The 20,545-nt window shown below is 72.2% G+C and carries 23 protein-coding genes; 8 read left to right on the top strand and 15 right to left on the bottom strand.

Features of this window, described 5'->3' with window-relative positions:
- Positions 1-37 precede the first annotated feature (37 nt).
- The 6 genes from AB0J86_RS37315 to AB0J86_RS37290 all read right to left on the bottom strand — a co-directional run bounded on the left by AB0J86_RS37315 (position 38) and on the right by AB0J86_RS37290 (position 4,269).
- On the bottom strand, positions 38-895 hold the full coding sequence (locus AB0J86_RS37315) for a lysophospholipid acyltransferase family protein (RefSeq protein ID WP_363863154.1): 858 nt from the start codon (positions 893-895) through the stop codon (positions 38-40).
- A gap of 242 nt (positions 896-1,137) precedes the next feature.
- Complete coding sequence (locus AB0J86_RS37310) at positions 1,138-2,205, bottom strand: NAD-dependent epimerase/dehydratase family protein (protein WP_363863113.1); 1,068 nt, start codon at positions 2,203-2,205, stop codon at positions 1,138-1,140.
- A 122-nt stretch (positions 2,206-2,327) separates the two neighbouring features.
- A complete protein-coding gene (locus AB0J86_RS37305; RefSeq protein ID WP_007465623.1) occupies positions 2,328-2,429 on the bottom strand; it encodes an AURKAIP1/COX24 domain-containing protein in 102 nt (33 codons plus the stop codon).
- Between the two features lie 194 nt (positions 2,430-2,623).
- On the bottom strand, positions 2,624-2,836 hold the full coding sequence (locus AB0J86_RS37300; RefSeq protein ID WP_363863110.1) for a helix-turn-helix domain-containing protein: 213 nt from the start codon (positions 2,834-2,836) through the stop codon (positions 2,624-2,626).
- Positions 2,837-3,333: 497 nt separating this feature from the next.
- A complete protein-coding gene (locus AB0J86_RS37295) occupies positions 3,334-3,783 on the bottom strand; it encodes a hypothetical protein (protein ID WP_363863107.1) in 450 nt (149 codons plus the stop codon).
- 54 nt (positions 3,784-3,837) lie between these two features.
- A complete protein-coding gene (locus tag AB0J86_RS37290; RefSeq protein WP_363863104.1) occupies positions 3,838-4,269 on the bottom strand; it encodes a hypothetical protein in 432 nt (143 codons plus the stop codon).
- Positions 4,270-4,484: 215 nt separating this feature from the next.
- Between AB0J86_RS37290 and AB0J86_RS37285 the strand changes: the two genes are divergently transcribed.
- Positions 4,485-5,042 carry a SigE family RNA polymerase sigma factor gene (locus tag AB0J86_RS37285; protein ID WP_363863101.1) on the top strand — a complete coding sequence of 186 codons (558 nt, stop codon included), beginning with the start codon at positions 4,485-4,487 and terminating at the stop codon, positions 5,040-5,042.
- Positions 5,039-6,514, top strand: coding sequence for a hypothetical protein (locus AB0J86_RS37280; RefSeq protein WP_363863098.1), 1,476 nt, complete (start codon positions 5,039-5,041; stop codon positions 6,512-6,514). Before AB0J86_RS37285 ends, AB0J86_RS37280 begins: the two co-directional genes overlap by 4 nt.
- Before the next feature lie 98 nt (positions 6,515-6,612).
- On the opposite strand, the gene AB0J86_RS37275 is transcribed toward AB0J86_RS37280, so the two are convergent.
- Together AB0J86_RS37275 and AB0J86_RS37270 are read right to left on the bottom strand one after the other, a co-directional pair.
- Positions 6,613-7,047 carry a hypothetical protein gene (locus AB0J86_RS37275; RefSeq protein ID WP_363863095.1) on the bottom strand — a complete coding sequence of 145 codons (435 nt, stop codon included), beginning with the start codon at positions 7,045-7,047 and terminating at the stop codon, positions 6,613-6,615.
- Entirely contained in the window at positions 7,022-7,366 is a 345-nt protein-coding gene (locus AB0J86_RS37270; protein ID WP_363863092.1) for a hypothetical protein, read from the bottom strand. Before AB0J86_RS37270 ends, AB0J86_RS37275 begins: the two co-directional genes overlap by 26 nt.
- A gap of 43 nt (positions 7,367-7,409) precedes the next feature.
- Here AB0J86_RS37270 and AB0J86_RS37265 point away from each other — a divergent pair, with 43 nt between their 5' ends.
- Entirely contained in the window at positions 7,410-7,595 is a 186-nt protein-coding gene (locus tag AB0J86_RS37265) for a hypothetical protein (protein ID WP_363863089.1), read from the top strand.
- Positions 7,596-7,610: 15 nt separating this feature from the next.
- Here AB0J86_RS37265 and AB0J86_RS37260 read toward each other — a convergent pair whose 3' ends face one another.
- Together AB0J86_RS37260 and AB0J86_RS37255 are read right to left on the bottom strand one after the other, a co-directional pair.
- Positions 7,611-8,930 (bottom strand): hypothetical protein, encoded by a 1,320-nt coding sequence (locus AB0J86_RS37260; protein ID WP_363863086.1) that lies wholly within the window; start codon positions 8,928-8,930, stop codon positions 7,611-7,613.
- A gap of 85 nt (positions 8,931-9,015) precedes the next feature.
- Positions 9,016-9,936, bottom strand: coding sequence for a proline dehydrogenase family protein (locus AB0J86_RS37255; protein WP_363863083.1), 921 nt, complete (start codon positions 9,934-9,936; stop codon positions 9,016-9,018).
- 147 nt (positions 9,937-10,083) lie between these two features.
- On the opposite strand from AB0J86_RS37255, the gene AB0J86_RS37250 reads away from it, so the two are divergent.
- Positions 10,084-10,635 (top strand): CGNR zinc finger domain-containing protein, encoded by a 552-nt coding sequence (locus AB0J86_RS37250; protein WP_363863080.1) that lies wholly within the window; start codon positions 10,084-10,086, stop codon positions 10,633-10,635.
- 85 nt (positions 10,636-10,720) lie between these two features.
- Here AB0J86_RS37250 and AB0J86_RS37245 read toward each other — a convergent pair whose 3' ends face one another.
- Both AB0J86_RS37245 and AB0J86_RS37240 read right to left on the bottom strand, forming a co-directional pair.
- A complete protein-coding gene (locus AB0J86_RS37245) occupies positions 10,721-11,464 on the bottom strand; it encodes a sugar phosphate isomerase/epimerase (RefSeq protein ID WP_363863151.1) in 744 nt (247 codons plus the stop codon).
- 267 nt (positions 11,465-11,731) lie between these two features.
- Complete coding sequence (locus AB0J86_RS37240; RefSeq protein ID WP_363863077.1) at positions 11,732-12,676, bottom strand: Ppx/GppA phosphatase family protein; 945 nt, start codon at positions 12,674-12,676, stop codon at positions 11,732-11,734.
- An 87-nt stretch (positions 12,677-12,763) separates the two neighbouring features.
- Here AB0J86_RS37240 and AB0J86_RS37235 point away from each other — a divergent pair, with 87 nt between their 5' ends.
- Positions 12,764-13,651, top strand: a complete 888-nt coding sequence (locus AB0J86_RS37235) for a hypothetical protein (protein ID WP_363863074.1) — start codon at positions 12,764-12,766, stop codon at positions 13,649-13,651.
- Between the two features lie 60 nt (positions 13,652-13,711).
- Here AB0J86_RS37235 and AB0J86_RS37230 read toward each other — a convergent pair whose 3' ends face one another.
- The gene (locus tag AB0J86_RS37230; RefSeq protein WP_363863071.1) at positions 13,712-14,395 is read right to left on the bottom strand and encodes a response regulator transcription factor; all 684 of its coding nucleotides are present in this window, start codon (positions 14,393-14,395) and stop codon (positions 13,712-13,714) included.
- A 22-nt stretch (positions 14,396-14,417) separates the two neighbouring features.
- A complete protein-coding gene (locus AB0J86_RS37225) occupies positions 14,418-15,614 on the bottom strand; it encodes an ATP-binding protein (protein WP_363863148.1) in 1,197 nt (398 codons plus the stop codon).
- A gap of 337 nt (positions 15,615-15,951) precedes the next feature.
- On the opposite strand from AB0J86_RS37225, the gene phoU reads away from it, so the two are divergent.
- Positions 15,952-16,626, top strand: coding sequence for a phosphate signaling complex protein PhoU (phoU, locus tag AB0J86_RS37220; protein ID WP_363863068.1), 675 nt, complete (start codon positions 15,952-15,954; stop codon positions 16,624-16,626).
- An 84-nt stretch (positions 16,627-16,710) separates the two neighbouring features.
- Here phoU and AB0J86_RS37215 read toward each other — a convergent pair whose 3' ends face one another.
- A complete protein-coding gene (locus AB0J86_RS37215; protein ID WP_363863065.1) occupies positions 16,711-17,514 on the bottom strand; it encodes a phosphoglyceromutase in 804 nt (267 codons plus the stop codon).
- Positions 17,515-17,669: 155 nt separating this feature from the next.
- Here AB0J86_RS37215 and AB0J86_RS37210 point away from each other — a divergent pair, with 155 nt between their 5' ends.
- Together AB0J86_RS37210 and AB0J86_RS37205 are read left to right on the top strand one after the other, a co-directional pair.
- Positions 17,670-18,983 carry an MFS transporter gene (locus tag AB0J86_RS37210; protein ID WP_363863062.1) on the top strand — a complete coding sequence of 438 codons (1,314 nt, stop codon included), beginning with the start codon at positions 17,670-17,672 and terminating at the stop codon, positions 18,981-18,983.
- A gap of 69 nt (positions 18,984-19,052) precedes the next feature.
- Positions 19,053-20,297 (top strand): MFS transporter, encoded by a 1,245-nt coding sequence (locus AB0J86_RS37205; RefSeq protein ID WP_363863059.1) that lies wholly within the window; start codon positions 19,053-19,055, stop codon positions 20,295-20,297.
- Positions 20,298-20,545: the final 248 nt, after the last annotated feature.

Raw genomic sequence — 20,545 nt, 5'->3', positions numbered from 1 at the left:
CCGGTCGAAGCCGCAGGCCCAGGCCCGGCCCCGGCTCCTACGGTCCGAACGGGTCCGGGCGGCGCTCCAGCAGGTCGTGCAGCGTCTGCTGGATCGTCTCGCGCACCTGGTCGGCGAGGTTGAAGATGACCAGCGGGTCGTCCGCGCTCTCGGTCAGGTGCGCCGTCGGAATCGGCGGGCAGAACTGGATCAGCCACTTGCTGGGCAGCGGTACCAGCCCGAGCGGGCCGAGCCACGGGAACGTCGGGGTCACCGGGAAGTACGGCAGCTTCAGCAGCCGGGCCAGCGGCTTCACGTCGGCGAGCATCGGGTACGTCTCCTCGGCGCCCACGATCGCGACCGGCACGATCGGGGTGCCCGTACGCAGCGCGGCGGAGACGAAGCCGCCCCGGCCGAAGCGCTGGAGCTTGTAGCGCTCGGCGTAGAGCTTGCCGATCCCCTTGAACCCCTCGGGGAAGACGCCGACCAGCTCACCCTTGCCCAGCAGCCGCTCGGCGTCCGGATTGCAGGCCATCGTCCCGCCCGACTTGCGGGCCAGCTCGGAGAGGAGCGGTACCCGGAAGACCAGGTCCGCGCCGAGCAGCCGCAGGTGGCGGCGGGCCGGATGATGGTCGCGCAGGATCGCCGAGAGGACCAGCGCGTCCAGGGCGATCGTGCCGGAGTGGTTCGCCACGACCAGCCCCGCCCCGTCGGCCGGTACGTGCTCCACCCCGAAGACCTCGGTGCGGAACCACTCGCGGTACAGCAGCCGCAGCACGGGGTGGAAGACCTGGTCGGTCAGCTCGGGATCGAACCCGAACTCGTCCACCTCGTACTGTCCGGCGAGCCGCCGGCGCAGGAACGCCAGCCCGGCGGCGACCCGCCGGTCCCAGACGTCGCCCGGCTGGTCGGCCACGGCCGCCGGCTGCCGACCGTCGGCGGCATCGGCCGGATCCGGAGTCGGGCCGGTCGGTGGGTTCGGTCCTGCCGGCGCGGTCGGCTCTGCCGGCGCGGTCCGGCCGGTCGGCAGGGTGCCTCCGGCCGGCCGAGTCGGCCCGGTCCGGCCCGGCGGAGGGGTCGGATCGGCGGCGCGGCCGTTGCCCGAGGCGTATCCGTCGAGGTCGAACGGCAGGCGCCGCTCGCCACCATCGCTCATCGTCACTCCTGGACCGCGGCCCGGACCTGCCGGATCCCGTCGAGGACCGCCGCCTCGGCCGCCGCCAGCTGGTCGGCGCGGACCACGGTGCCGTCCAGATGCGCCCGGATGAAGTCGTCGAACGCGGCGGCGGTGGGGCGGGGCGTGAAGCCGTACTCGCGCACCAGCCTAGCGGTGTCGACCACCCGGCCGTGCACGAAGAGATCAACTTGATCGAGCCCGTACCGGCCGAATCCGAGCAACCGGGCGAGCCCCACCGCACCGGAGAGGCCCGGCTCGTACACCGGCACCGGTATCCGACCGGCCCGGCGGATCGCCTGGGAGAGCGCCAGCACCCCCTCGCCCGCGACGTTGAAGGTCCCCGGGTGCTCCTCGACGACGGAGCGGTGCAGCACTTCGAGGGCGTCGTCGATGTGCAGGAACTGCAACCGGGGATCGCGGCCGAAGACGGTCGGTACGACCGGACGGGCGAAGTAGCGGGTCAGCGTCGTGTCCGCCGTCGAGCCGATGAACGGCGCGAACCGCAGCACCGTGGCGGTCACGTCGGGCCGGCGCCGCCGGAAGCCTCGTACGTAGCCCTCGATGTCGAGGATGTCGCGGGCGAAGCCGCCCCGCGGCACCGCCCGGGGTTCGGTGTCCTCGGTGAAGACCGCGGGATCGCGGAAGGAGGCGCCGTACGCCGCCGTGGACGAGCGGACGACCAGCCGGCGCAGGCTCGGCGCCCGCTGGCAGGCGGCGAGCAGCTGCATCGTGCCGATGACGTTGTGTTCCTTCATCGCCGCGCGCCCGCCGTGCTGCTTGTCGGGTGCGCTGATCAGGGAGACGTGCACCACCGACTCGGCCGCCAGGTCCGCGACCACGGTGCCGACCGAACCCGCGTCGGCGCGTACGCGTTCGACCCCGTCGAGCAGCGCCGCCAACTCGGGCTGCGGGTCCGCCTCGTCGAGACCGATCACCCGACCGATCCGGGGATCGGCCGCGAGGCGGGCAGCCAGGTTGGCCCCGAGGTAGCGGCTCACGCCGGTAACCACCACAACCCCCGGAGCGCCTGAGGCGCTACCGGGGGTCACCTGGCGCATCCCGCCGGTCGGCACGGGACGGGCCCGGGCCACCGCGACCTGTCCACGTGGCCTCCGAGAGTCGACAGAAGGCAAGCGTTACCGCTGGCCGGGCCGGACAGCCCGGCCGGCGGTCACTTGCCGAGACGGCGACGCTGGACGCGGGTCTTGCGCAGCAGCTTGCGGTGCTTCTTCTTAGCCATGCGCTTGCGGCGCTTCTTGACCACCGAGCCCATACGACAGCCTTTCGATGACACGTGCGGGTCGGGCCGGAAGCCACCGTTACGGGGTTCCGGCAACCGATCTGGACAGCGGATCGGGCCCGCCCGGTGGGCATACAACACACCTCGGTCGGGGCACGATCCGGTCCAGCCTAGCCCTCGTGCATCAGCGGGGCCAATTGGCCCCGGTGGTCGCGGGGTCCGCCCGTTCAGGCGGACTCCTGAAACGCTCCCCGCAGATACTCGTGTACGACGTGCTCCGGTACCCGGAACGACCGCCCGACCCGGACCGCGGTGAGTTCGCCCGAGTGCACGAGCCGATAAACGGTCATCTTCGAGACCCGCATCAATGCCGCCACCTCGGCGACCGTGAGAAACCTGACCTCCGACAGCCGGCCGTCGGACTGTGGTGATCCTGCCATGGCTCACCAACCCATCCCATCCCCGGCGCGTGCCGCACGGTGGAATTGGGGTGCACCGTAACGGTCAACGCGCGTGTTACCAGTACGGTAACGGGGCCGTTGTGACCGGCGCGATCCCTTCGGGCACTTGATCATGCTGGGGTCGGCCGGGACGGCCGCCAGCAGGGTCGATACGAGCCGTTTGCCGGCCACCCGGGACGGCCGGTGGGAGATCCGGCAGCACGCCCCAGCCCTCGTCGATCTAGGGCAAATCCCTGTTAACCGATCTCCAATCACACAGATTTGCCCTAGATCGACGGGGCGGAGGCGTCCCTGCGCGGAGGCGTCCGGCGGCTTCGGCGGCGCCACCGAAGCCACCGGACGGGTGCCCCGGGCCGCTTCCGGACGCGGCACCGGGGCTCCGCGCTGGGAGCGGGTCCACTATCTCAGGCGCCCCCGGTTACCTCGGCGGCAACACCACCACCGACGGTCGACCGGACCCGTGATCTGGGGCACCATCAGGTGGGCCTGACCTGTGGCGCCATCTCCAGCGCCAGCGCCGACAGCTGGAACACCTCGTCCACCTCCTCCTCGGTGACCTCCGGAGCGCCGAGGACGTGCGTGAGCGTGGAGACCTGGATCTGGATCGCCATGTCGGCCTCCACCTCCTCGGGTCCGATGTCCTGACCGAAGGTCGCGGCGATGAGGGAGCCGGCCGCGGCGGCGTCGATGTCGGCCGGGTCGCCGGGAGCGGCGGAGCGCAGCTCGGCGACGAACTGCATGATCTGCGCGTAGTTCGGCGCTGTGCCGAGGCGCAACCGGAGCGTGAGGCAGAAGACCATCATGAGCACGCGCGGGAAGTTGTCCCAGCCCGCCTCGTCGAGCCTCACCTCGGCGCGGTCCGCGGTCTCCCGGTCGCGCCGCGCTATCGCCCGCAGGTACGTGAGCATGTCGGGGTCGAACTGCACCCACCCATGATCCACTTTCCGCCGGCAGGACACGGCCCGGGCGCCCTCGACCGGCTACCCGCCTCCGACCAACTCCGCCGCCTCGGCGAGCAGGTCGTCCAGTTCCTGCTCGGTGGCCCGGTCCGGACCGAGCAGGTAGATGATCGTCAGCCCCTGGATCCGGCCGGCCATCTCGGCCTGGACCTGGTGCGGAACGCTCGGGTCGAACGCCGTACGGATCAGGCTGGCGGCCGCCGCCACGTCGATGTCGTACGGCTCGACGACGGACCCGGAACGCATCTCGGCGATGAACTGCATGACCTGCCCCCGGTTCGGCGCGGCGGTGAACCGCCGCCGCAGGGCGAGCAGGAAGACCATCGCGAGCGACTCCTCGAATCCGCCCCAGCCGTCCGACCCGTCGAGCTTCGCCTCGATCCGCTCGCTCGCGTCGTGGTCGTTCCGCGCGACCGCGCGCAGGTACTCGAAGACCCCGGGATCGACCTGCACGCGCCCTCCGCACTCTCGTCCGGCGCCGTATCCGGACCGCCCGCGACGCCCGCCCGCCCGTCCCGTCCGGACACTCGTCCGTGCGGCCGTGAGCGGCGCATCAGCGTACCCGGTTCGGCGCGGCGCGCTCTCCGTCGCCGACATCGATCCGGCGCTCCGGTGCCGGCCTCTCAACTTTCCGTCCGACTGCCGCGTCAGCCAGGGTGGGAGGTCTCATGGAGAGCAGCGGCAGGAGCAGGCCCGCGGGCCAGGGCTCCGACGATGCCGATTTCCGGGAGTTCGTCGAGGTGCGCTACGGCGAGCTGTTACGGATGGCGTACCTGTTGACGGGCAGCCGGGACACGGCGCAGGACCTGGTGCACGACGCGTTGCTGAAGGCGATGCGGCACTGGCCGAGGGTCGACGAGCCGATGGCGTACGTCCGCCGGGCGCTGGTCAACGGACGGATCAGCCGGTGGCGCCGGATCGGGCTGCGGGAGCTGCTGACGGCGGTGTTGCCGGAGCGCTCCCGCCCGGACGACACCGAGGCGGTGGTGGTCCGGAACGAACTCCTGGCGGCCCTGGACCAACTGCCCGCACGGATGCGGGCGGTGCTGGTGCTGCGGTACTGGGAGGACCTGCCCGAGGCCGAGGTCGCGGCGACGATGGGCTGTTCCGTCGGGACGGTGAAGAGCCAGGCGGCCCGTGGCCTGACCCGGCTGCGTGAGGTGTTGCGTCCGACCCCGGCCAGGCGGCCGGTGGTCGGTGGTGAGCTGACGGAGGAACGGGCATGAGCGTGGACGAACTGCGTACCGGGCTGGCGCGGATCGCGGAGTCCGTGGTGCCGGACGAGGACCCGTACGGGCAGTTGTTGCGCCACGCCCGACGGCGCCGGCGCGGCCGGATCGGCGGTCTCGGTACGGCGGTGGCCGCCCTGCTCGCCGCGGCGCTGCTCGGCCCCGTGGTGGTGGGCGGCGGGCCGGGCGGCGGAGGTCCCGGGGACGACTGGGTCGGCGAGGGCCACCCGATCACCTCGGCCTGGCAGTGGCGGCTCATCAACTCGCCGACCCGGGGCAGCCTCGCCGGCGACCGGGGGCTGATCGACGAGCTGACCAGGGCCTTCGACCGGGATCGGGCCGAGCTGCGGATGTCCGACTCGCTGCCGAAGGTGAAGATTCTCTACGCCGACGAGTCGGCCGGTTTCCGGCACGTCGCGGCCGTCTTCTACTCCGACACCTCGGCGGCCGTGGTCGAGCAGGCGGCTCCGCTCGGTACGTCTGCCGAGAAGATCGTCGGCAGCGACGGGAGCTTCAACGGTCCACTGGAGCCGTTCGTGGTGCTCAACGTCGAGTACGGCCGAGGGCCGGTGAACCAGGGCCTGCTGGGGCTCGCCCCCGCGGGCTGCCTGGTCTCGACCGCCGACTCGGCCACGGTGTCGCCGGACGGAATGGTGAGCCGGCAGTGGCACCGATCGCCCACGGGCGACTACGTTCTCCTCTCCCACGCCTCCGATGTGCGCGGCTGGTGGCGGGTCGAGTGCGACGGGCAGGTCCGGCTGGAGGGACCGACCCGCTACCGGCACGACGTCGTCCCGGTCGAGCGGTACCGGCCGGGCGAGCTGGTCGATCCCCGTCCGAGCGCGCCGGCCTGGCCGGACGGGGAGGCGTGGCAGGCCGAGCGAGCCGCCGGCACCGCGTACCAGGCCCTGATGGACGAGACGGGCCTGCCAAACTCGGCGAAGCCGGTCATCCGCTGGTCGGGGCGGCTGGATGGGGCCGCTCTGCCCTCGGCGGCGCTCGTCGGCGCGCCCTCGAACCTCGGTCCGCTGGTGCTCAGCGTGGGGACGGCCGCCGACGGCGCACTGTTGGCGCTCGGCGGGCCCGGCGATGTCAAGACGGACCTGCCGGCGCCGGGCACCGGCCAGGAGGACACCTCGCTGGTCGCCACGGCCGTCGCCACGACGGCGGAGCTGGCTGCCGTACGGGTGCCGGCCCTTTCCGGTGGACGCGCCGTGCTGACCGACCGGCTGCTGGTCGTACCGCCCGCCGGCGCGGTCCGGGTCGACGCGGTGAGCGGCGACGACGCCGGCGGCGCCGCGGCGAGCGCGCCGGTACGGGACGGAGCGGCGATACTCACGCTTCCGCTCGGGGCGAAGGTGACCCTGCGCGCGCTGGCCGGCGACGGCTCCACCCTGGCGTCGGCTCCCCTGCGGGAACTGGCCCGGGGCGAGCGGATCTTCAACGAGGCGGTCACCTCGAACTGGTGAGCCGTTGGCCGGCGGACGAGTCGTCCGCCGGCCAAGGTTCACGTGGAACCTGTTTCTTCTCGTCCCAACACGTCTCAGGACCGCGACGACCGAGCGCGTCAGACCTCGCGCTCGTTGACGACCGCGGCCGCCTCGCTCAGCAACTCGTCCAGCTCGCGATCGGATATCGCCTTCTCGGTGAGCGCCTTGTACGTGGCGTGGGTCTGCACCTTCCCGATCATGGCCGGAGAGAGCCCGACCTCGACATCGGGATCGAAGACACTGGAAATCAGCCGCTCAGCGCCGACCGGGTCGATTTCGTCCCCGCCCACGTCAAGCTGCGAACGCATCTCGCCGACAAACCTGATGATCGCGGCGCCGTCGCGCCGACCGTCGAAGTAGTGATCGATCGCCAGGAAGAAGACCGCGTTGAGGAACAGACCGTAGTCGTCCCAGCCCTCCTGGTCGAGCTGCGCCTCCAGCCGGTCGTTCTCCTCGATTTCGTCTCGCACGAACGTGCGGATGAAGTCAACCATCGCCGGCTTGATCGCCACGTCGCCGCTTCCTTTCGCGAAGCTCTTTGATCTTTTGGGCACTCACCCTCGCCGCCAGTGTCACGCCGGCAACGGCCAGCAGAGCATCGGCGACGGGGTGTTGGCTTGAGTCGACCCGGGGCCGGATAGCCGGGACGTCGCTCGGGGTTCCGACACCGGCCTGCGCATCGCCGGGCCGTAGCCGGTTCTTGAACGCCGATATGGCGTCCCGAGAGAACTGCTCGACCTCTTTGATCTCGCCTTCCTTGTCGGCGGCGAGTTCTACTGCTTTCTGATGAAATCTAGCCAAGCGGGATCGCCGGCTGGAAGCCTCAGCCACCAGCCACTGCCTGGCGAACCTCGGCACGAGTCTGCGCGCGGTCGTGCCGGCCGAACCGAAGCGGCCGGTCCTGGTACCGCAGCAGCCCCTGCCGTCCCGCACCGGCCATCCCCTCGACGAGCTGCCCGAGGCGGTCGAGGGGCTGCGGCGGCTCGCGGCCCGGCACGCCGGCCGCCCGGTCGCCGGCCGGTTCGACCGGACCGGCTGGCGCCTGATGGAGCCGGCGTGACGGGACGCCGCCGGCTCAGCCCGGCCGGCGCGCGACGGCACGCAGGTACGACACGCACTCGTCGTGCAGCACGCTCCACTCCTGCCCGAGGATGAGCCGTGACGCGTCGGCGATCGGCCGTCGCTCGTGCACGACGGTACGGAAGAAGGCGAGCACCCGCTGCTCGCCGAAGCGGTCGACCAGGTGCCGTACCGACAGGTACCCGATGCCGTAGCTGCCGCTCACCTGCCAGTCGGCGGCGTCCGGGGCCACCTCCACCCCGTCCAGCCGCCCGTTCCAGCCCTCGTCGAGCAACCGCCGGACGGCGGCGAGCCCCTCGTACTCGGCGACCGGGCCGGCGCCGGAGGCGGCCAGCTCGGCGATTCCCTCCACCAGCCACCAGATGCCGGTACGCGGATAGCCGCGCGCCGGCAGCGAGGCGGCGTGCGTCATCTCGTGCCGCAGCAGGTCCTCGACGTCCATGCCGGCCAGGACTCCGGCGTTGAGCACCACGTCGTACCCGCCGCCGGTGGCCACCGCGTAGCCGGCGGTCCAGCCGGCCCGGCCGCCGCCGTACCAGCGCCGCCACTCGTCCGGCCCGGCGTAGAAGATCCGGTACCGCTCGGGCGGGCCGGGCACCGCGTACCGGTCGGCGACCGACGCGGCCCGTTCGGCCTCGGTCAACAGGGTTCCCAGGCGGTCCCGGTACGCGCCGGTCGTCGCCACCACCGTCCGCCGCCCGACCAGTACGTGGAGGTCGCTCACCTCCCACGGGCGCGGCCCCTGCTGCTTCTCGTCGCCGGTCGACGGGACCAGGGCGACCAGCCGCGGGCGCCCGCCGGCGTCGCTCCACCGGGTGCCGGCGGTGAGCGGCTCGGGCGAGCAGACCGCCGCCACGAAGCAGTACCGGTAGGTCACCGGCAGCCACCATTCGCCCGGACGGCCGTTCACCTCGACCGGCTGATCGCGGACCTCCGGTTCCCAGACGGTGACCCGCAGCGCCCGCAGCGACCGGAACTGGCGGCTCAGCTCGGCGGCGACCGGGGCGCCCGGATCGGCGAGCGCGACGAAGCCGGGCTCGTCGGCGTGCAGCAGTGCCTCGGCCTGCCGGTCGAGCTGCTCGGCGATCCGCTGGCCGAGCCAGGCGGCGGTCACCCCGGCGGGGTCGCCGGGCCGGGGGCTGCGAGCGTCGGGCCGCGGGGCGCGCCCCAGGGGGTCGCCGGCGCCGCCGGGACCGGTCGGCAGTACGCCCATCGACGGTGCGGCGAAGCCGGCCGGTACGGCCCCGAGCAGCACCGCCGCCGCCACGGTGCCGGCCAGCCGGGTCAGCCACCGGCGGCCCGTACTCTCGATCATCGCCGGAGGGTACGGCCGGACGACACCGCCCGGACCGCCCGCCGCACATCACATATGCGCCGGCGCGCGGTTCCCCGGCCGGGTGCTAGCGCCGGCCGACGAGCGCGCGGGCGAAGAAGGCGACGTTGGCGGGGCGCTCGGCGAGCCGGCGCATCAGGTACCCGTACCAGTCGGTGCCGTACGGCACGTAGACGCGGACGGTGTAGCCCTCGCTGACCAGCCGGGACTGCTCCTCCGGGCGTACGCCGTAGAGCAACTGGAACTCGAACTCGGCGGGCGTACGGTCGAACCACCGCGCCCGGTCCTCGCCGATGGCGATCAGGCGCGGGTCGTGGGTGGCGAGCATCGGGTAGCCCTCGCCGGAGAGCAGGATGTTCATGCACCGGACGTAGGACTTGTCGACGTCCTGCGCCGACTGGAACGCGACCGACTCGGGCTCCTTGTACGCCCCCTTGCAGAGCCGTACCCGCGATCCGGCGCCCGCCAGCTCCCGGCAGTCCGCCTCGGTCCGCCGCAGGTACGCCTGGAGCACCGCACCCGTCGAGGGGTGGTCGCTGCGCAGCTTGACCAGGATGTCCAGGGTCGAGTCGGTGGTGGTGTGGTCCTCCATGTCGAGGGTCACCGTCGTGCCGGCCTCGGCGGCGGCCGCGCAGATCGCCCGCGCGTGCTCGTACGCCAACTGCTCGTCGAACTTCTGCCCGAGCGCGGAGAGCTTCACGCTCACCTCGGCCGGCGGGGTCAGCCCGGCGCCGGAGAGGTCGGTCAGCAGGTTCAGGTAGGCGTCCCGCACGGCGGTGGCCTGTTCCGGGGTGACGGTGTCCTCGCCGAGGTGGTCGAGGCTCACCGCCAGACCGTCGTCGACGAGCTGGCGGGTCACGCGCAGCGCGTCGTCGTTGGTCGTGCCGGCGACGAACCGGCGCACGACGTCCCGGGTGAACGGGGCCGTCTCGACAAGCCGTTCAACCCGGGATGACCGGGCTGCGGCGAGGATGACCGTACGCAGCATGCAGGGAGCGTAACGTTTACCGGCTGGGCCCTCGCGGCGTACCAGGGCAGGGTTGACGAGGGCCACTCTCGCTAGATCGATTACGCCGGGTTCCCACTCGAATACGTGATCACGCCGAAAACCGTGTGAGTCGTCTACCGTTGTCGGGTGAACTTCGACGCGTACGCCCGGACCGGGGTTGACCTCGTCAACGCCCGGCTGGACGACCTCGACGCCCTTAAGGCCTTCTTCACGGACGGCAAAGCGTGGATGCGAGACGAGGTCTCGGAACGCGATGTCGCTATTTTCCGCCGGGCGCAGAAACGCCTGCGGGATGTCTTCGAGTTCGGCACCTCCGGCCGTGACGCGGAGGCGGTCGCCGAACTCAACGCACTGCTGGAGGCGTTCCCCGTCCAGCCGCGCATCTCCGGGCACGACTCCAGCGACTGGCACATGCACGTGACCAGCCGGGGAGCCTCGGTGAGCGCGGAGTACATCGCCGGCGCGGTCTGGGGACTCTCGGTCTGGCTCTGCGAGTACGGCAGCGCCCGCTTCGGCGTCTGCGCCGACGAGCGGTGCGGCAACGTCTACCTGGACACGTCCTCGAACTGTTGCCGGCGGTTCTGCTCGGAACGTTGCGCGACCCGCTCGCACGTCGCCGCGCACCGCGCCCGCAAACGCGCGGCCAGCGAGGTGAAGCCTCTCACCCCGGTCGGCTGAGCCCGACCACCCCTCCCGGTACCCACCACCCTCGCCGATCTAGGGCAAATCGTTGTTGACGGAGATCAACGCATGACGATTTGCCCTAGATCGGCGGGGCCGAGGGGGCGAGCCGGGGAGCACAGTGCTCGCGCGCGAACTCCAGCGACTCGCGCAGGTCCGCCTCGCGTACCGCCCGGCTGCGGGCTCGTCGCGTCGACACCTCGACCGCGATGGAGCCGGTGAAGCTGCGGCCGGCCAGCGACGCCAGCAGCTCGCCGCAGGGCTGCCCGCCCCGCCCGGGCACCAGGTGCTCGTCCCGGCCCTCACCGGTGCCGTCGCCGAGGTGGATGTGGGCGAGGTTGTCGCCCATCCGGTCCGCCATCTCCAGCGGGTCGCTGCGCGAGGCCGCGCAGTGCGACAGGTCGAGGGTGTAGGCGTCGTAGCCGGTGTCGGTCGGGTTCCAGCCGGGCTGGTACGGCACGAACTCCCGCCCCGCCATCCGGACCGGGTACATGTTCTCCACCGCGAAACGCAGGCCCGGGTGCTGGGCCGCGAGGCGGTCCAGGCCGGCCGCGAACGAGCGGGCGTAGTCGCGCTGCCAGGTGAAGGGCGGGTGTACGACGACGGTGGGAGCGCCCAGCTCCTCGGCGAGTACGGCCGACCGCCGCAGCCGCTCCCACGGATCCGGGCTCCACACCCGCTGGGTGACCAGCAGGCAGGGGGCGTGGATCGATCCGACCGGTACGCCGTAGTGCTCGGCGAGGCCGCGCAGCGCACCGGCGTCCTGGCTGACCGCGTCGGTCCAGACCATCACCTCGACCCCGTCGTAGCCGAGCGCGGCGGCCAGTTGGAACGCGGCGGCGGTCGGCTCGGGAAAGACCGAGGAACTGGAGAGGAGTACGCGGGGGCCGGGGCGGCTCGGATGGGGCGCGGCCGCTCCGGGAAACGCGGAGGGATCGCCGGAAGTCACGTCTCTCAGGGTAGCCCGCCCCGCGCACCACCTCGTCGATCTTGGAGTCGTGGCTGGCACAAAAGCCGCGAATAGGACGTACCAGCGACCACAACTCCATGATCGACGGGGGACGGCGGCCGGGGAAGCGGCGGGAGGCGCGGCTCAGCTCGTTTCGAGCTGGTCCAGCCGGCGCAGGATGACCCCCTCCCGCAGCGCCCACGGGCAGATCTCCAGCTCTTCCACCCCGAACCGGCGCATCGCCGCCTCGGCCACGAGCGCGCCGGCCAGCAGCTGGTGGGCCCGGCTGGCGCTGACCCCTTCCAGTTCGGACAGCTTGCTGGGCGGGATGTGGCGAATGAAACCGATCACCTGCCGGAGTCCGGTCTGGGAGAGCACCCGCCGGGTCCAGAGCCCGGCGGCCGACGGCGCCGCCCCGGCGAGCCGGGCCAGCGTACGGAACGTCTTCGAGGTCGCCACCGGCCGTTCCCAGCCGATCTGGGTCACCTTGTCCACCACCGGGTCGAGGCTCGACTCGACGTACTCCCGCAGCTCCTCGACGGCCCGGGTGGAGGGCGCCTCGGGATCTCCCGGCTCCAGCCCGAGCCACTCCCGGGTGAGCCGGCCGGCGCCCAGCGGCAGCGAGAGCGCCACGTCGGGCTCCTCGTCGATGCCGGCCGCGGTCTCCAGCGACCCGCCGCCGATGTCGAGGATCAGCAGCCGCCCGGCGGACCAGCCGAACCAGCGCCGCACCGCCAGGAACGTCATCCGGGCCTCGTCCGCGCCGGAGAGGACCTCCAGGTGCACGCCGGTCTCCCGGCGTACCCGGGCCAGCACCTGCGGAGCGTTGGTGGCGTCCCGTACCGCGGAGGTGGCGAACGCGATCAGGTCGTCCGCCGTGAGCCGGGCCGCAGCGATCTTGGCGTCGGTGACCGCGCGCACCAGCGCGTCCTCGCCTGCCTCGGTGAGCGCCCCGTCGGCGCCGATCTGTTCGGCGAGCCGCAGCACGGACTTCTCCGAGTGCGCGGGCCAGGGGTGGGCACCGTGGTGGGCGTCCACCACGAGCAGGTGGACGGTGTTGGAGCCGACGTCGAGCACACCGAGTCGCATGCTGGAAACCCTAGAACCACGGTGACTCGGCCACGCAAATCCCCTGGCTGACCGGCTCCGGCGAGCCGCCGGGCGTACGCTGACCAGGTGGCAGGGCGCAACGAACTTCGAGTACTGGTCGAGGACCCGGCCGATCCGCGCAGCCGGGAGGTCGGCCTGGACTTCCCCCGGGAATGGATCGAGTTCCTCGACCCCGCCGACTCCGACCATCTGATCCGGGCCGACCTGACCTGGTTGCTCTCCCGCTGGACCTGCGTCTTCGGCAAGGCGTGCCACGGCATCGTCGCCGGCCGCGCGGGCGACGGGTGCTGCTCGCACGGCGCCTTCTTCACCGACTCGGACGACGAGAAGCGGGTCCGGGCCGCGGCGAAGCGGCTGACGCCGGAGACCTGGCAGCACTACCGGCGCGGCTTCAAGAACTACACGGAGATGGACACCATCGACGGGAAGAACCCGGCCCGCCGTACCGCCACCCGGAGCGAGAACGCGCCCTGCGTCTTCCTCAACGACCCGGACTTCCCCGGGGGCGGCGGCTGCGCGCTGCACGCCCAGGCGCTGCGCGACGGCGTACACCCGCTGGAGTACAAGCCCGACGTCTGCTGGCAGCTGCCGATCCGGCGCGACCAGGACTGGAGCAAGCGCCCGGACGGCACGAAGGTGCTGGTGTCGACGCTGTCGGAGTTCGACCGCCGGGGCTGGGGCGCGGGCGGGCACGACCTCGACTGGTGGTGCACCTCGTCGCCGGAGGCGCACGTCGGCCAGGAGCCGATGTACCTGTCGTACGAGCCGGAGCTGACCGCCCTGGTCGGCAAGGCGGCGTACGCCCGGCTCGCGGAGCTCTGCGCCGAGCGGGCCCGGCAGGGGCTGGTGGCCCCGCACCCGGCGAGCCCGGCCCAGCCGAGCGCGGCGCCGGCCCAGCCGCCCGCGACCCCGACCCGGCGGGTCCGGCCCCCGGCCGCCCGCCCGTCCGCCTGACCGCCGCCGGCCCGGCCCGGCGTGCCGGGCCCGGCGGGGCCGCCCCGCGCTACGGGCCGGTCACGGCTCGAACTTGTAGCCCAGTCCCCGGACGGTGACGATGAAGCGCGGCGCCGACGGCTCGGGCTCGACCTTGGAGCGCAGCCGCTTGACGTGCACGTCGAGCGTCTTGGTGTCGCCCACGTAGTCGGCGCCCCAGACCCGGTCGATCAGCTGGCCCCGGGTGAGCACCCGGCCGGCGTTGCGCAGCAGGAGCTCCAACAGCTCGAACTCCTTCAGCGGCAGCTGCACGGTGGCGCCGTCGACGGTCACCACGTGCCGCTCGATGTCCATCCGGACCGGCCCGGCGACCAGCGTCGGGGTGGCCGCGTCCACGGTCTCCGTGGTCTGCCGGCGCAGCACCGCCCGGATCCGGGCGACCAGCTCCCGCGGCGAGTACGGCTTCGTGACGTAGTCGTCCGCGCCGATCTCCAGCCCGACCACCTTGTCGATCTCGCTGTCCCGCGCGGTGACCATGATGATCGGTACGTGGGACCGCTGCCGCAGCTGGCGGCAGACCTCGGTGCCGGACATCTCCGGCAGCATCAGGTCGAGGAGCACGATGTCCGCGCCGGTGCGGTCGAACTCGGTGAGGGCGGCGGTACCGGTCGCGGCGACCGAGACCTCGAACCCCTCTTTACGCAGCATGTAGGAGAGGGCGTCGGAGAACGACTCCTCATCCTCGACCACGAGTACGCGGCTCAACGGACCTTTCCTTTCCTGACTGTCAGGCCTGCGGAAGCTCGGCCGGACCACTCTCGATCTCAACTGACGGTGATGGCGGGAGGAGGGCGTCCGGTGGACGCGCGGGCAGCCGCAGGGTGAACGTAGAGCCTCCACCAAGGGTGCTGGAGACCTCGACCCGACCGCCGTGGTTGGTCGCGATGTGTTTGACGATCGCCAGGCCGAGCCCCGTACCGCCGGTGGTGCGGGACCGCGCCTGGTCGGCCCGGTAGAAGCGCTCGAAGATCCGGTCCACGTCGTTGGGGGCGATCCCGATGCCCTGGTCGGCGACCGCGATCGTGACGTGTTCGTCGTCACCATCCGTGGTCACCGTGACCCGGGTCTCCTCGCCCGAGTAGGCGATGGCGTTCTCCACCAGGTTAGCCACGGCCGTGGCCAACTGGTTGTCGCTGCCGTACGCGGTCAGGCCACGCGCGCCCCGTACCTCGATCTCGATCCGTCGGGCGGAGGCCGACGTACGGGTCCGGTCGATCACCTCGGCGATCACCCAGTCGAGCGCGACCGGTTCGGGCGCGGGGAGCGGCTCGGCCCCCTGGAGGCGGGTGAGTTCGAGCAGTTCGTTGACGAGTCGGCCGAGCCGGTTCGACTCGTGGTGGATGCGTTCGGCGAAGCGCCGGGCCGCCGCCACGTCCTCGGACGGATCCGGCGACTCGGCGCCGTCCGGGTCGGTCGCGTCGAGCAGCGCCTCGGCGAGCAGTTGCAGCGCGCCGATCGGGGTCTTGAGCTCGTGGCTGACGTTGGCGACGAAGTCGCGGCGCACCCGGGCGACCCGGTGCGACTCGGTGACGTCGGCGGCCTCGACCGCGATGTAGCCGGCGCCGATGCCCATGGCCCGCAGGTGCACGCCGAGCGGGTCCTGGGTGCCGCCCTCGCGGCCCCGGGGCAGGTCGAGTTCGATCTCCCGACGGACCCCGGTGCGGCGCACCTGCCCGGCCAGGGTACGGATCAGCGGATGTGCCGCGACGGTGCCGGGCGAGGTACCGGCGCGGAGCAGGCCCATGGCGCGGGCCGCCGGATTGACCAGGACCGGTACGTCCTCGGTGTCGAGCACGACGACCCCGACCCGCAGTGAGTCGATGGTCTTGCGACCGATCCCGCTCACCGCGGTCTGCTGGTTCGTGGCTATCGCGGGCCTCCCCACGGTCCGGGTGTCCTCACGATCGGGGCCCGCGTCGGCGATCCGGCGCGACGACCCGTCGGTGGGGGCCGGCGATCGTCGCAGCGCGCGGGCCAGCAGCGGCCCGGCGGACGCGCCGGCCACCAGTCCTGCCAGCACGCCGGCAACGATCCACCATTCCACCCGGCGATCGTATGGTCATTGTTAACCCGCTGACCGCCCACAACAGCACAAATCAGACGTCCTTCGAGTAAAGTTCACCATCAGGCCCCATGTCGTTCATCACTGTTCACCGCCGGGCCGGCAGCCCTCCCTATTGTGGGGCGACATCTGCCACCTCCCGGGCGGCCAGCCGAACCAGATCAGCACCGCGTACCGGGGCCGAACACAGGATGTGATCATGCGCGAGGAGTTCCGGGCCGATCTGCACATCGTCAGCCAGCTGCTGGTGGACATGGCGGAGGCGATCCGCGTGGCCATGCAGAACGCCACCAGGGCGCTGCTGCGGGCCGACCGGGAGGCCGCCGAGACGGTGATCGCCCGCGACGCCGAGATCGACCTCATCTACCGGCAGGTCGAGGAGCGGGTCGCCGACCTGCTCGCCCGGCAGGCCCCGGTCGCCACCGACCTGCGTACGGTGATCACCGCGCTGCACATCGCCGCCGACCTGGAGCGGATGGGCGACCTCGCCGAACACGTCGCGAAGACCGCGCTGCGACGGCACCCGTCGCCGGCGGTACCGGCCGAGCTGCGCGGGGTCTTCGGGCAGATGGCCGCCGTGGCGGACCGGATCGCCGAGAAGATCGCCGGCGTCCTCTCCAAGCCCGACGCGGACCTCGCCGCCGAGTTGGACCGCGACGACGACGCCATGGACGACCTGCACCGGGACCTCTTCGCGGTGCTGCTCAGCGACGACTGGCCGTACGGGATGGAGACGGGCATCGACGGCGCGCTGCTCGGCCGCTTCTACGAGCGCTACGCCGACCACGCGGTCAACGCGGGCCGGCACGTCGTCTACCTGATCACCGGCGAGACCGCCGCCGCGACCACGACCGACACCGGCCCCGTCGAGTAGCCCCGGCGGCCCGGCCGGCAGCCCGGCGGCCCCGGATGGTCCGGGCCCACCCCGGAGTTCCCGAGGTGGGCCCGCGACGGAGGGTCAGCGACCCTGGTTGGCGACCGCCGCGGCGGCCTCCTTGGCCGCCTCCGGGTCGAGGTACGTGCCGCCCACGGTCACCGGTTGCAGCGACCGGTCGAGGTCGTAGCGCAGCGGGATGCCCGTGGGGATGTTCAGCTTGGCGATCGCCTCGTCGGAGATCCCGTCGAGGTGCTTCACCAGCGCGCGCAGCGAGTTGCCGTGCGCGGCGACCAGCACCGTCCGGCCGGCGAGCACGTCCGGCACGATCGAGTCGTACCAGTACGGAAGCATCCGCTCCACCACGTCCTTGAGGCACTCGGTGCGGGGCATCAGCTCCGGCGGGAGCAGCGCGTACCGCGGGTCGCCCGCCGGGGACCACTCGTCCGCGTCGTCGATCGGCGGGGGCGGGGTGTCGTACGACCGGCGCCAGAGCATGAACTGCTCCTCGCCGTACTCGTCCAGGGTCTGCTTCTTGTTCTTGCCCTGGAGCGCGCCGTAGTGCCGCTCGTTGAGCCGCCACGAGCGCCGTACCGCGATCCAGTGCCGGTCGGCGGCGCTGAGCGCCAGCTCGGCCGTACGGATCGCCCGGCGCAGCACGCTGGTGTGCACCACGTCGGGCAGCAGGCCGTGCTCGCGCAGCAGCTCGCCGCCGCGCCGGGCCTCGGCCTCGCCCTTGGCGGTCAGGTCCACGTCGACCCAACCCGTGAAGAGGTTCTTGGCGTTCCAGTCGCTCTCGCCATGCCGCAGCAGGACCAGCGTCCCGACGGCGGTGCCCGAGCCGCTGACGATGGGATCCGCCGCTCCACTACTCGCGCTAGCAGTCATGCGGCTCATCCTGCCCGACCGGCGGACGGGACACGCGGCGACCCTGCCGGGTGACGACCGCCACGTGGAAAAACGGATGCCCGCCGCCGAGCGGCGCCACTAGGTTATGTAAGGCGTTTGAAGACTACAGGTCATTACACTTCGCGGGGGGCGACGTGCGGCTGGCGAGAGACTGGTTCCGGCAAACAACGGGGGGCCTGCCAGCCACCTTCTGGTACCTCTGGGCCGGGACGCTGATCAACAAGCTGGGCTCGTTCGTCCTGATCTTCCTGGCCATCTACCTGACCACCGTGCGCGGCCTCTCGGAGTTCCAGGCCGGCCTGGTCCTCGGCCTCTACAGCGCCGGCGGGGCCGTCGGCACGATGCTCGGCGGCGTGCTCAGCGACCGGTGGGGACGCCGCCCCACCCTGCTCACCGCCCACCTCGGCGCGGCGACGCTGATGCTCACGCTCGGCCTGGCCCGGGGCTTCTCGGTGATCGCGGCCGGCGCGCTCCTGCTCGGCATGTTCGCCGAGGCGGCCCGCCCGGCCTTCGCCGCGATGATGGTCGACGTGGTGCCCGAGCGGGACCGGCTGCGCGCCTTCACGCTGAACTACTGGGCCATCAACCTCGGCTTCGCCTCGGCCGCCATCCTCGCCGGCTTCGCCGCCCAGGCCAACTACCTGCTGCTCTTCGTCGTCGACGCGGGCACCACGCTGCTCACCGCGACGATCATCTTCATCAAGGTGCGCGAGACGCACCGGGTGCGCGTCCGGGCCGGCAAGCCCGCCGCCGGTACGCCCCAGGCCGGCGGGCTGCGGGCGGTACTGACCGACCGGGTCTTCCTCGGCTTCGTGGCGCTCAACATCTTCGCCGCGCTGGTCTTCCTCCAGCACATCTCGATGCTGCCGATCGCGATGGGCCAGGACGGCCTCTCGCCGGCCACGTACGGCACCGTGATCGCGCTGAACGGCGTACTCATCGTCGTCGGCCAGCTCTTCGTCCCCGGGTTGATCCGCGACCGGTCGCGCTCGCACGTGCTGGCGCTCGCGGCGCTGATCACCGGCATCGGCTTCGGCCTGACCGCGCTCGCCGACCACGCCTGGCTCTACGCGGTGACCGTGCTGATCTGGACCCTCGGCGAGATGCTCAACTCGCCGTCGAACTCGACCCTCATCGCCGAGCTCTCCCCCGCCGCCCTGCGCGGCCGGTACCAGGGGGTCTTCTCCCTCTCCTGGCAGGTGGCCGGCTTCGTCGCGCCCGTGGTCGGCGGCTTCGTCCAGGAGCGGTTCGGCAACACCGCGCTCTGGGTGGGCTGCGGCGTGATCGGCTGTCTGCTCGCGGTGGCCCAGCTGCTCTCCGGGCCGGCTCGCGAACGGCGGGCCGCCGCGCTGCGCGCGCCGGTCGAGCCGCAGGTCGTGCTCGACCCGCCGGCGCCGGCCGCGAGCGAGGCCGCGGCCACCGCGCCCACCGCCGTCGCCGCCCGCTAAGGTCCACAACTGGAAACTTTAATTACAGAAAGAAGGGCGCCGAGCGTGCGAAGGTGGCTGCACGATGCGGTGGGTGGGCTCCCCGCGGTCTTCTGGTACCTCTGGACCGGGCTGCTGATCAACCGGGTCGGCGCGTTCGCGATGCTGTTCATGTCGCTGTACCTGACCCAGGCGCGCGGCGTCAGCACGGCCCTGGCCGGGCTCGTCGTCGGCGGGTACGGCGTCGGCGGCGTCGCCGGCACCCTGCTCGGCGGGGTGCTGGCGGACCGGTGGGGACGGCGGAAGACCCTGGTCTGGTCGCACCTGGCCGCCGGCGTCGCCATGGCGGTCCTCGGCTTCACCGCCAACCTGCCCGTCATCGCCGTCCTGTCGGTGCTGCTCGGCGTGGTGCACTCGGTCCCCGGGCCGGCCTTCGTCGCCGCGATCGTCGACGTGGTACCGGAACAGCGCCGCTCGCGCGCGTTCAACCTGCAGTTCTGGGCGTTCAACCTCGGCATGGCGAGCGCCTCGCTGCTCGCCGGGCTGCTCGCCGAGGCGAGCTACCTCGCGCTCTTCCTGGTCGACGCCGGCACGACGCTCGCCACCGCGGCGGTGATCGGCCTGAAGGTACCGGAGACCCTCGACCCGGCCCGCCGCCGCGCGCCCGCAACGACCCGCGCGCCGGGCCTGCTCACCGCGCTCACCGACCGTACGTTCCTGGTCTTCGTCGGGCTGACCTTCGTGGTGGCCGTCCTCACCGCACAGACGCCGACGATCCTGCCGCTGGCGATGCACGCCGACGGGCTCAGCCCCGCCACGTACGGCGCCGTGGTCTCCCTGGCCGGCGCGCTGATCGTGGTCGGCCAGCTCTTCGTACCGCGGCTGATCGACCCGTACCGCAAACACGCCGTACTGGCGATCTCGACCGGCCTCACCGCGCTCGGGTACGGCGCACTGGCCTTTGTGAACACGGCGGCCGGCTACCTGCTGGCCGCGACGATCTGGACGATCGGCTCCATGCTCGGCGCGCCGCCGAACGCCGAGATCAACGCGGAACTGGCCCCGCCGGCGCTGCGCGCTCGATACCAGTCGGTCTTCTTCCTGTCCTTCCCCGCGGCGGCGTTCCTCGCCCCGACCCTGGGCGGGGTGAGCCTGCAGTACCTCGGCGACGCGCACTGGCTGGTGACGGCCGCGGTCGGACTCGCCACCGCCGGTGCCCACCTGCTCGCCGGCCCGCCCCGGGAGCGCCGCGTCCGCGCCGGCCACCCGCTCCACGCCGCGACCCCGACCCCCGGCGTGAACCAACCACAACCCACCCCCGCCGACCCCAGCTGAACCGGCGCGGATCCGGCTCCAACACAGGAAGAACCGCACGAGCCGAGAAGCACTGCCCCCGCACCACCACGCACAAGGGAGCAGTCGCCCTCGGCCGGGTCACCCGACAGCTGGAACCCCCACACGCCCCGCCGGGCCACCGCCGCCCGGACTACCCGGTAGCTGGTGAAGAACTGCACCTCGGTGTTGAGCTTGGCCGAGAGCCCGCGTACGTCGACCGGGGTCCCCGGGCGCAGCAGCCACCGGCC

It is taken from the genome of Micromonospora sp. NPDC049559 (assembly GCF_040676675.1).
In the GTDB taxonomy this organism is placed as follows: domain Bacteria; phylum Actinomycetota; class Actinomycetes; order Mycobacteriales; family Micromonosporaceae; genus JBFAPK01.
The sequence above is the reverse complement of the archived record's forward strand: the minus strand, read 5'-3'. Positions and strand labels throughout refer to the sequence as shown.

Bases quoted from the DNA above. Each gene is read 5' to 3' on its own strand.
- AB0J86_RS37240 (WP_363863077.1), bottom strand. From the start codon at position 12,676: ATGCGACTCGGTGTGCTCGACGTCGGCTCCAACACCGTCCACCTGCTC.
- AB0J86_RS37285 (WP_363863101.1), top strand. From the start codon at position 4,485: ATGGAGAGCAGCGGCAGGAGCAGGCCCGCGGGCCAGGGCTCCGACGAT.
- AB0J86_RS37305 (WP_007465623.1), bottom strand. From the start codon at position 2,429: ATGGGCTCGGTGGTCAAGAAGCGCCGCAAGCGCATGGCTAAGAAGAAG.
- AB0J86_RS37215 (WP_363863065.1), bottom strand. From the start codon at position 17,514: ATGACTGCTAGCGCGAGTAGTGGAGCGGCGGATCCCATCGTCAGCGGC.
- AB0J86_RS37300 (WP_363863110.1), bottom strand. From the start codon at position 2,836: ATGGCAGGATCACCACAGTCCGACGGCCGGCTGTCGGAGGTCAGGTTT.
- AB0J86_RS37280 (WP_363863098.1), top strand. From the start codon at position 5,039: ATGAGCGTGGACGAACTGCGTACCGGGCTGGCGCGGATCGCGGAGTCC.
- phoU (WP_363863068.1), top strand. From the start codon at position 15,952: ATGCGCGAGGAGTTCCGGGCCGATCTGCACATCGTCAGCCAGCTGCTG.
- AB0J86_RS37255 (WP_363863083.1), bottom strand. From the start codon at position 9,936: ATGCTGCGTACGGTCATCCTCGCCGCAGCCCGGTCATCCCGGGTTGAA.
- AB0J86_RS37260 (WP_363863086.1), bottom strand. From the start codon at position 8,930: ATGATCGAGAGTACGGGCCGCCGGTGGCTGACCCGGCTGGCCGGCACC.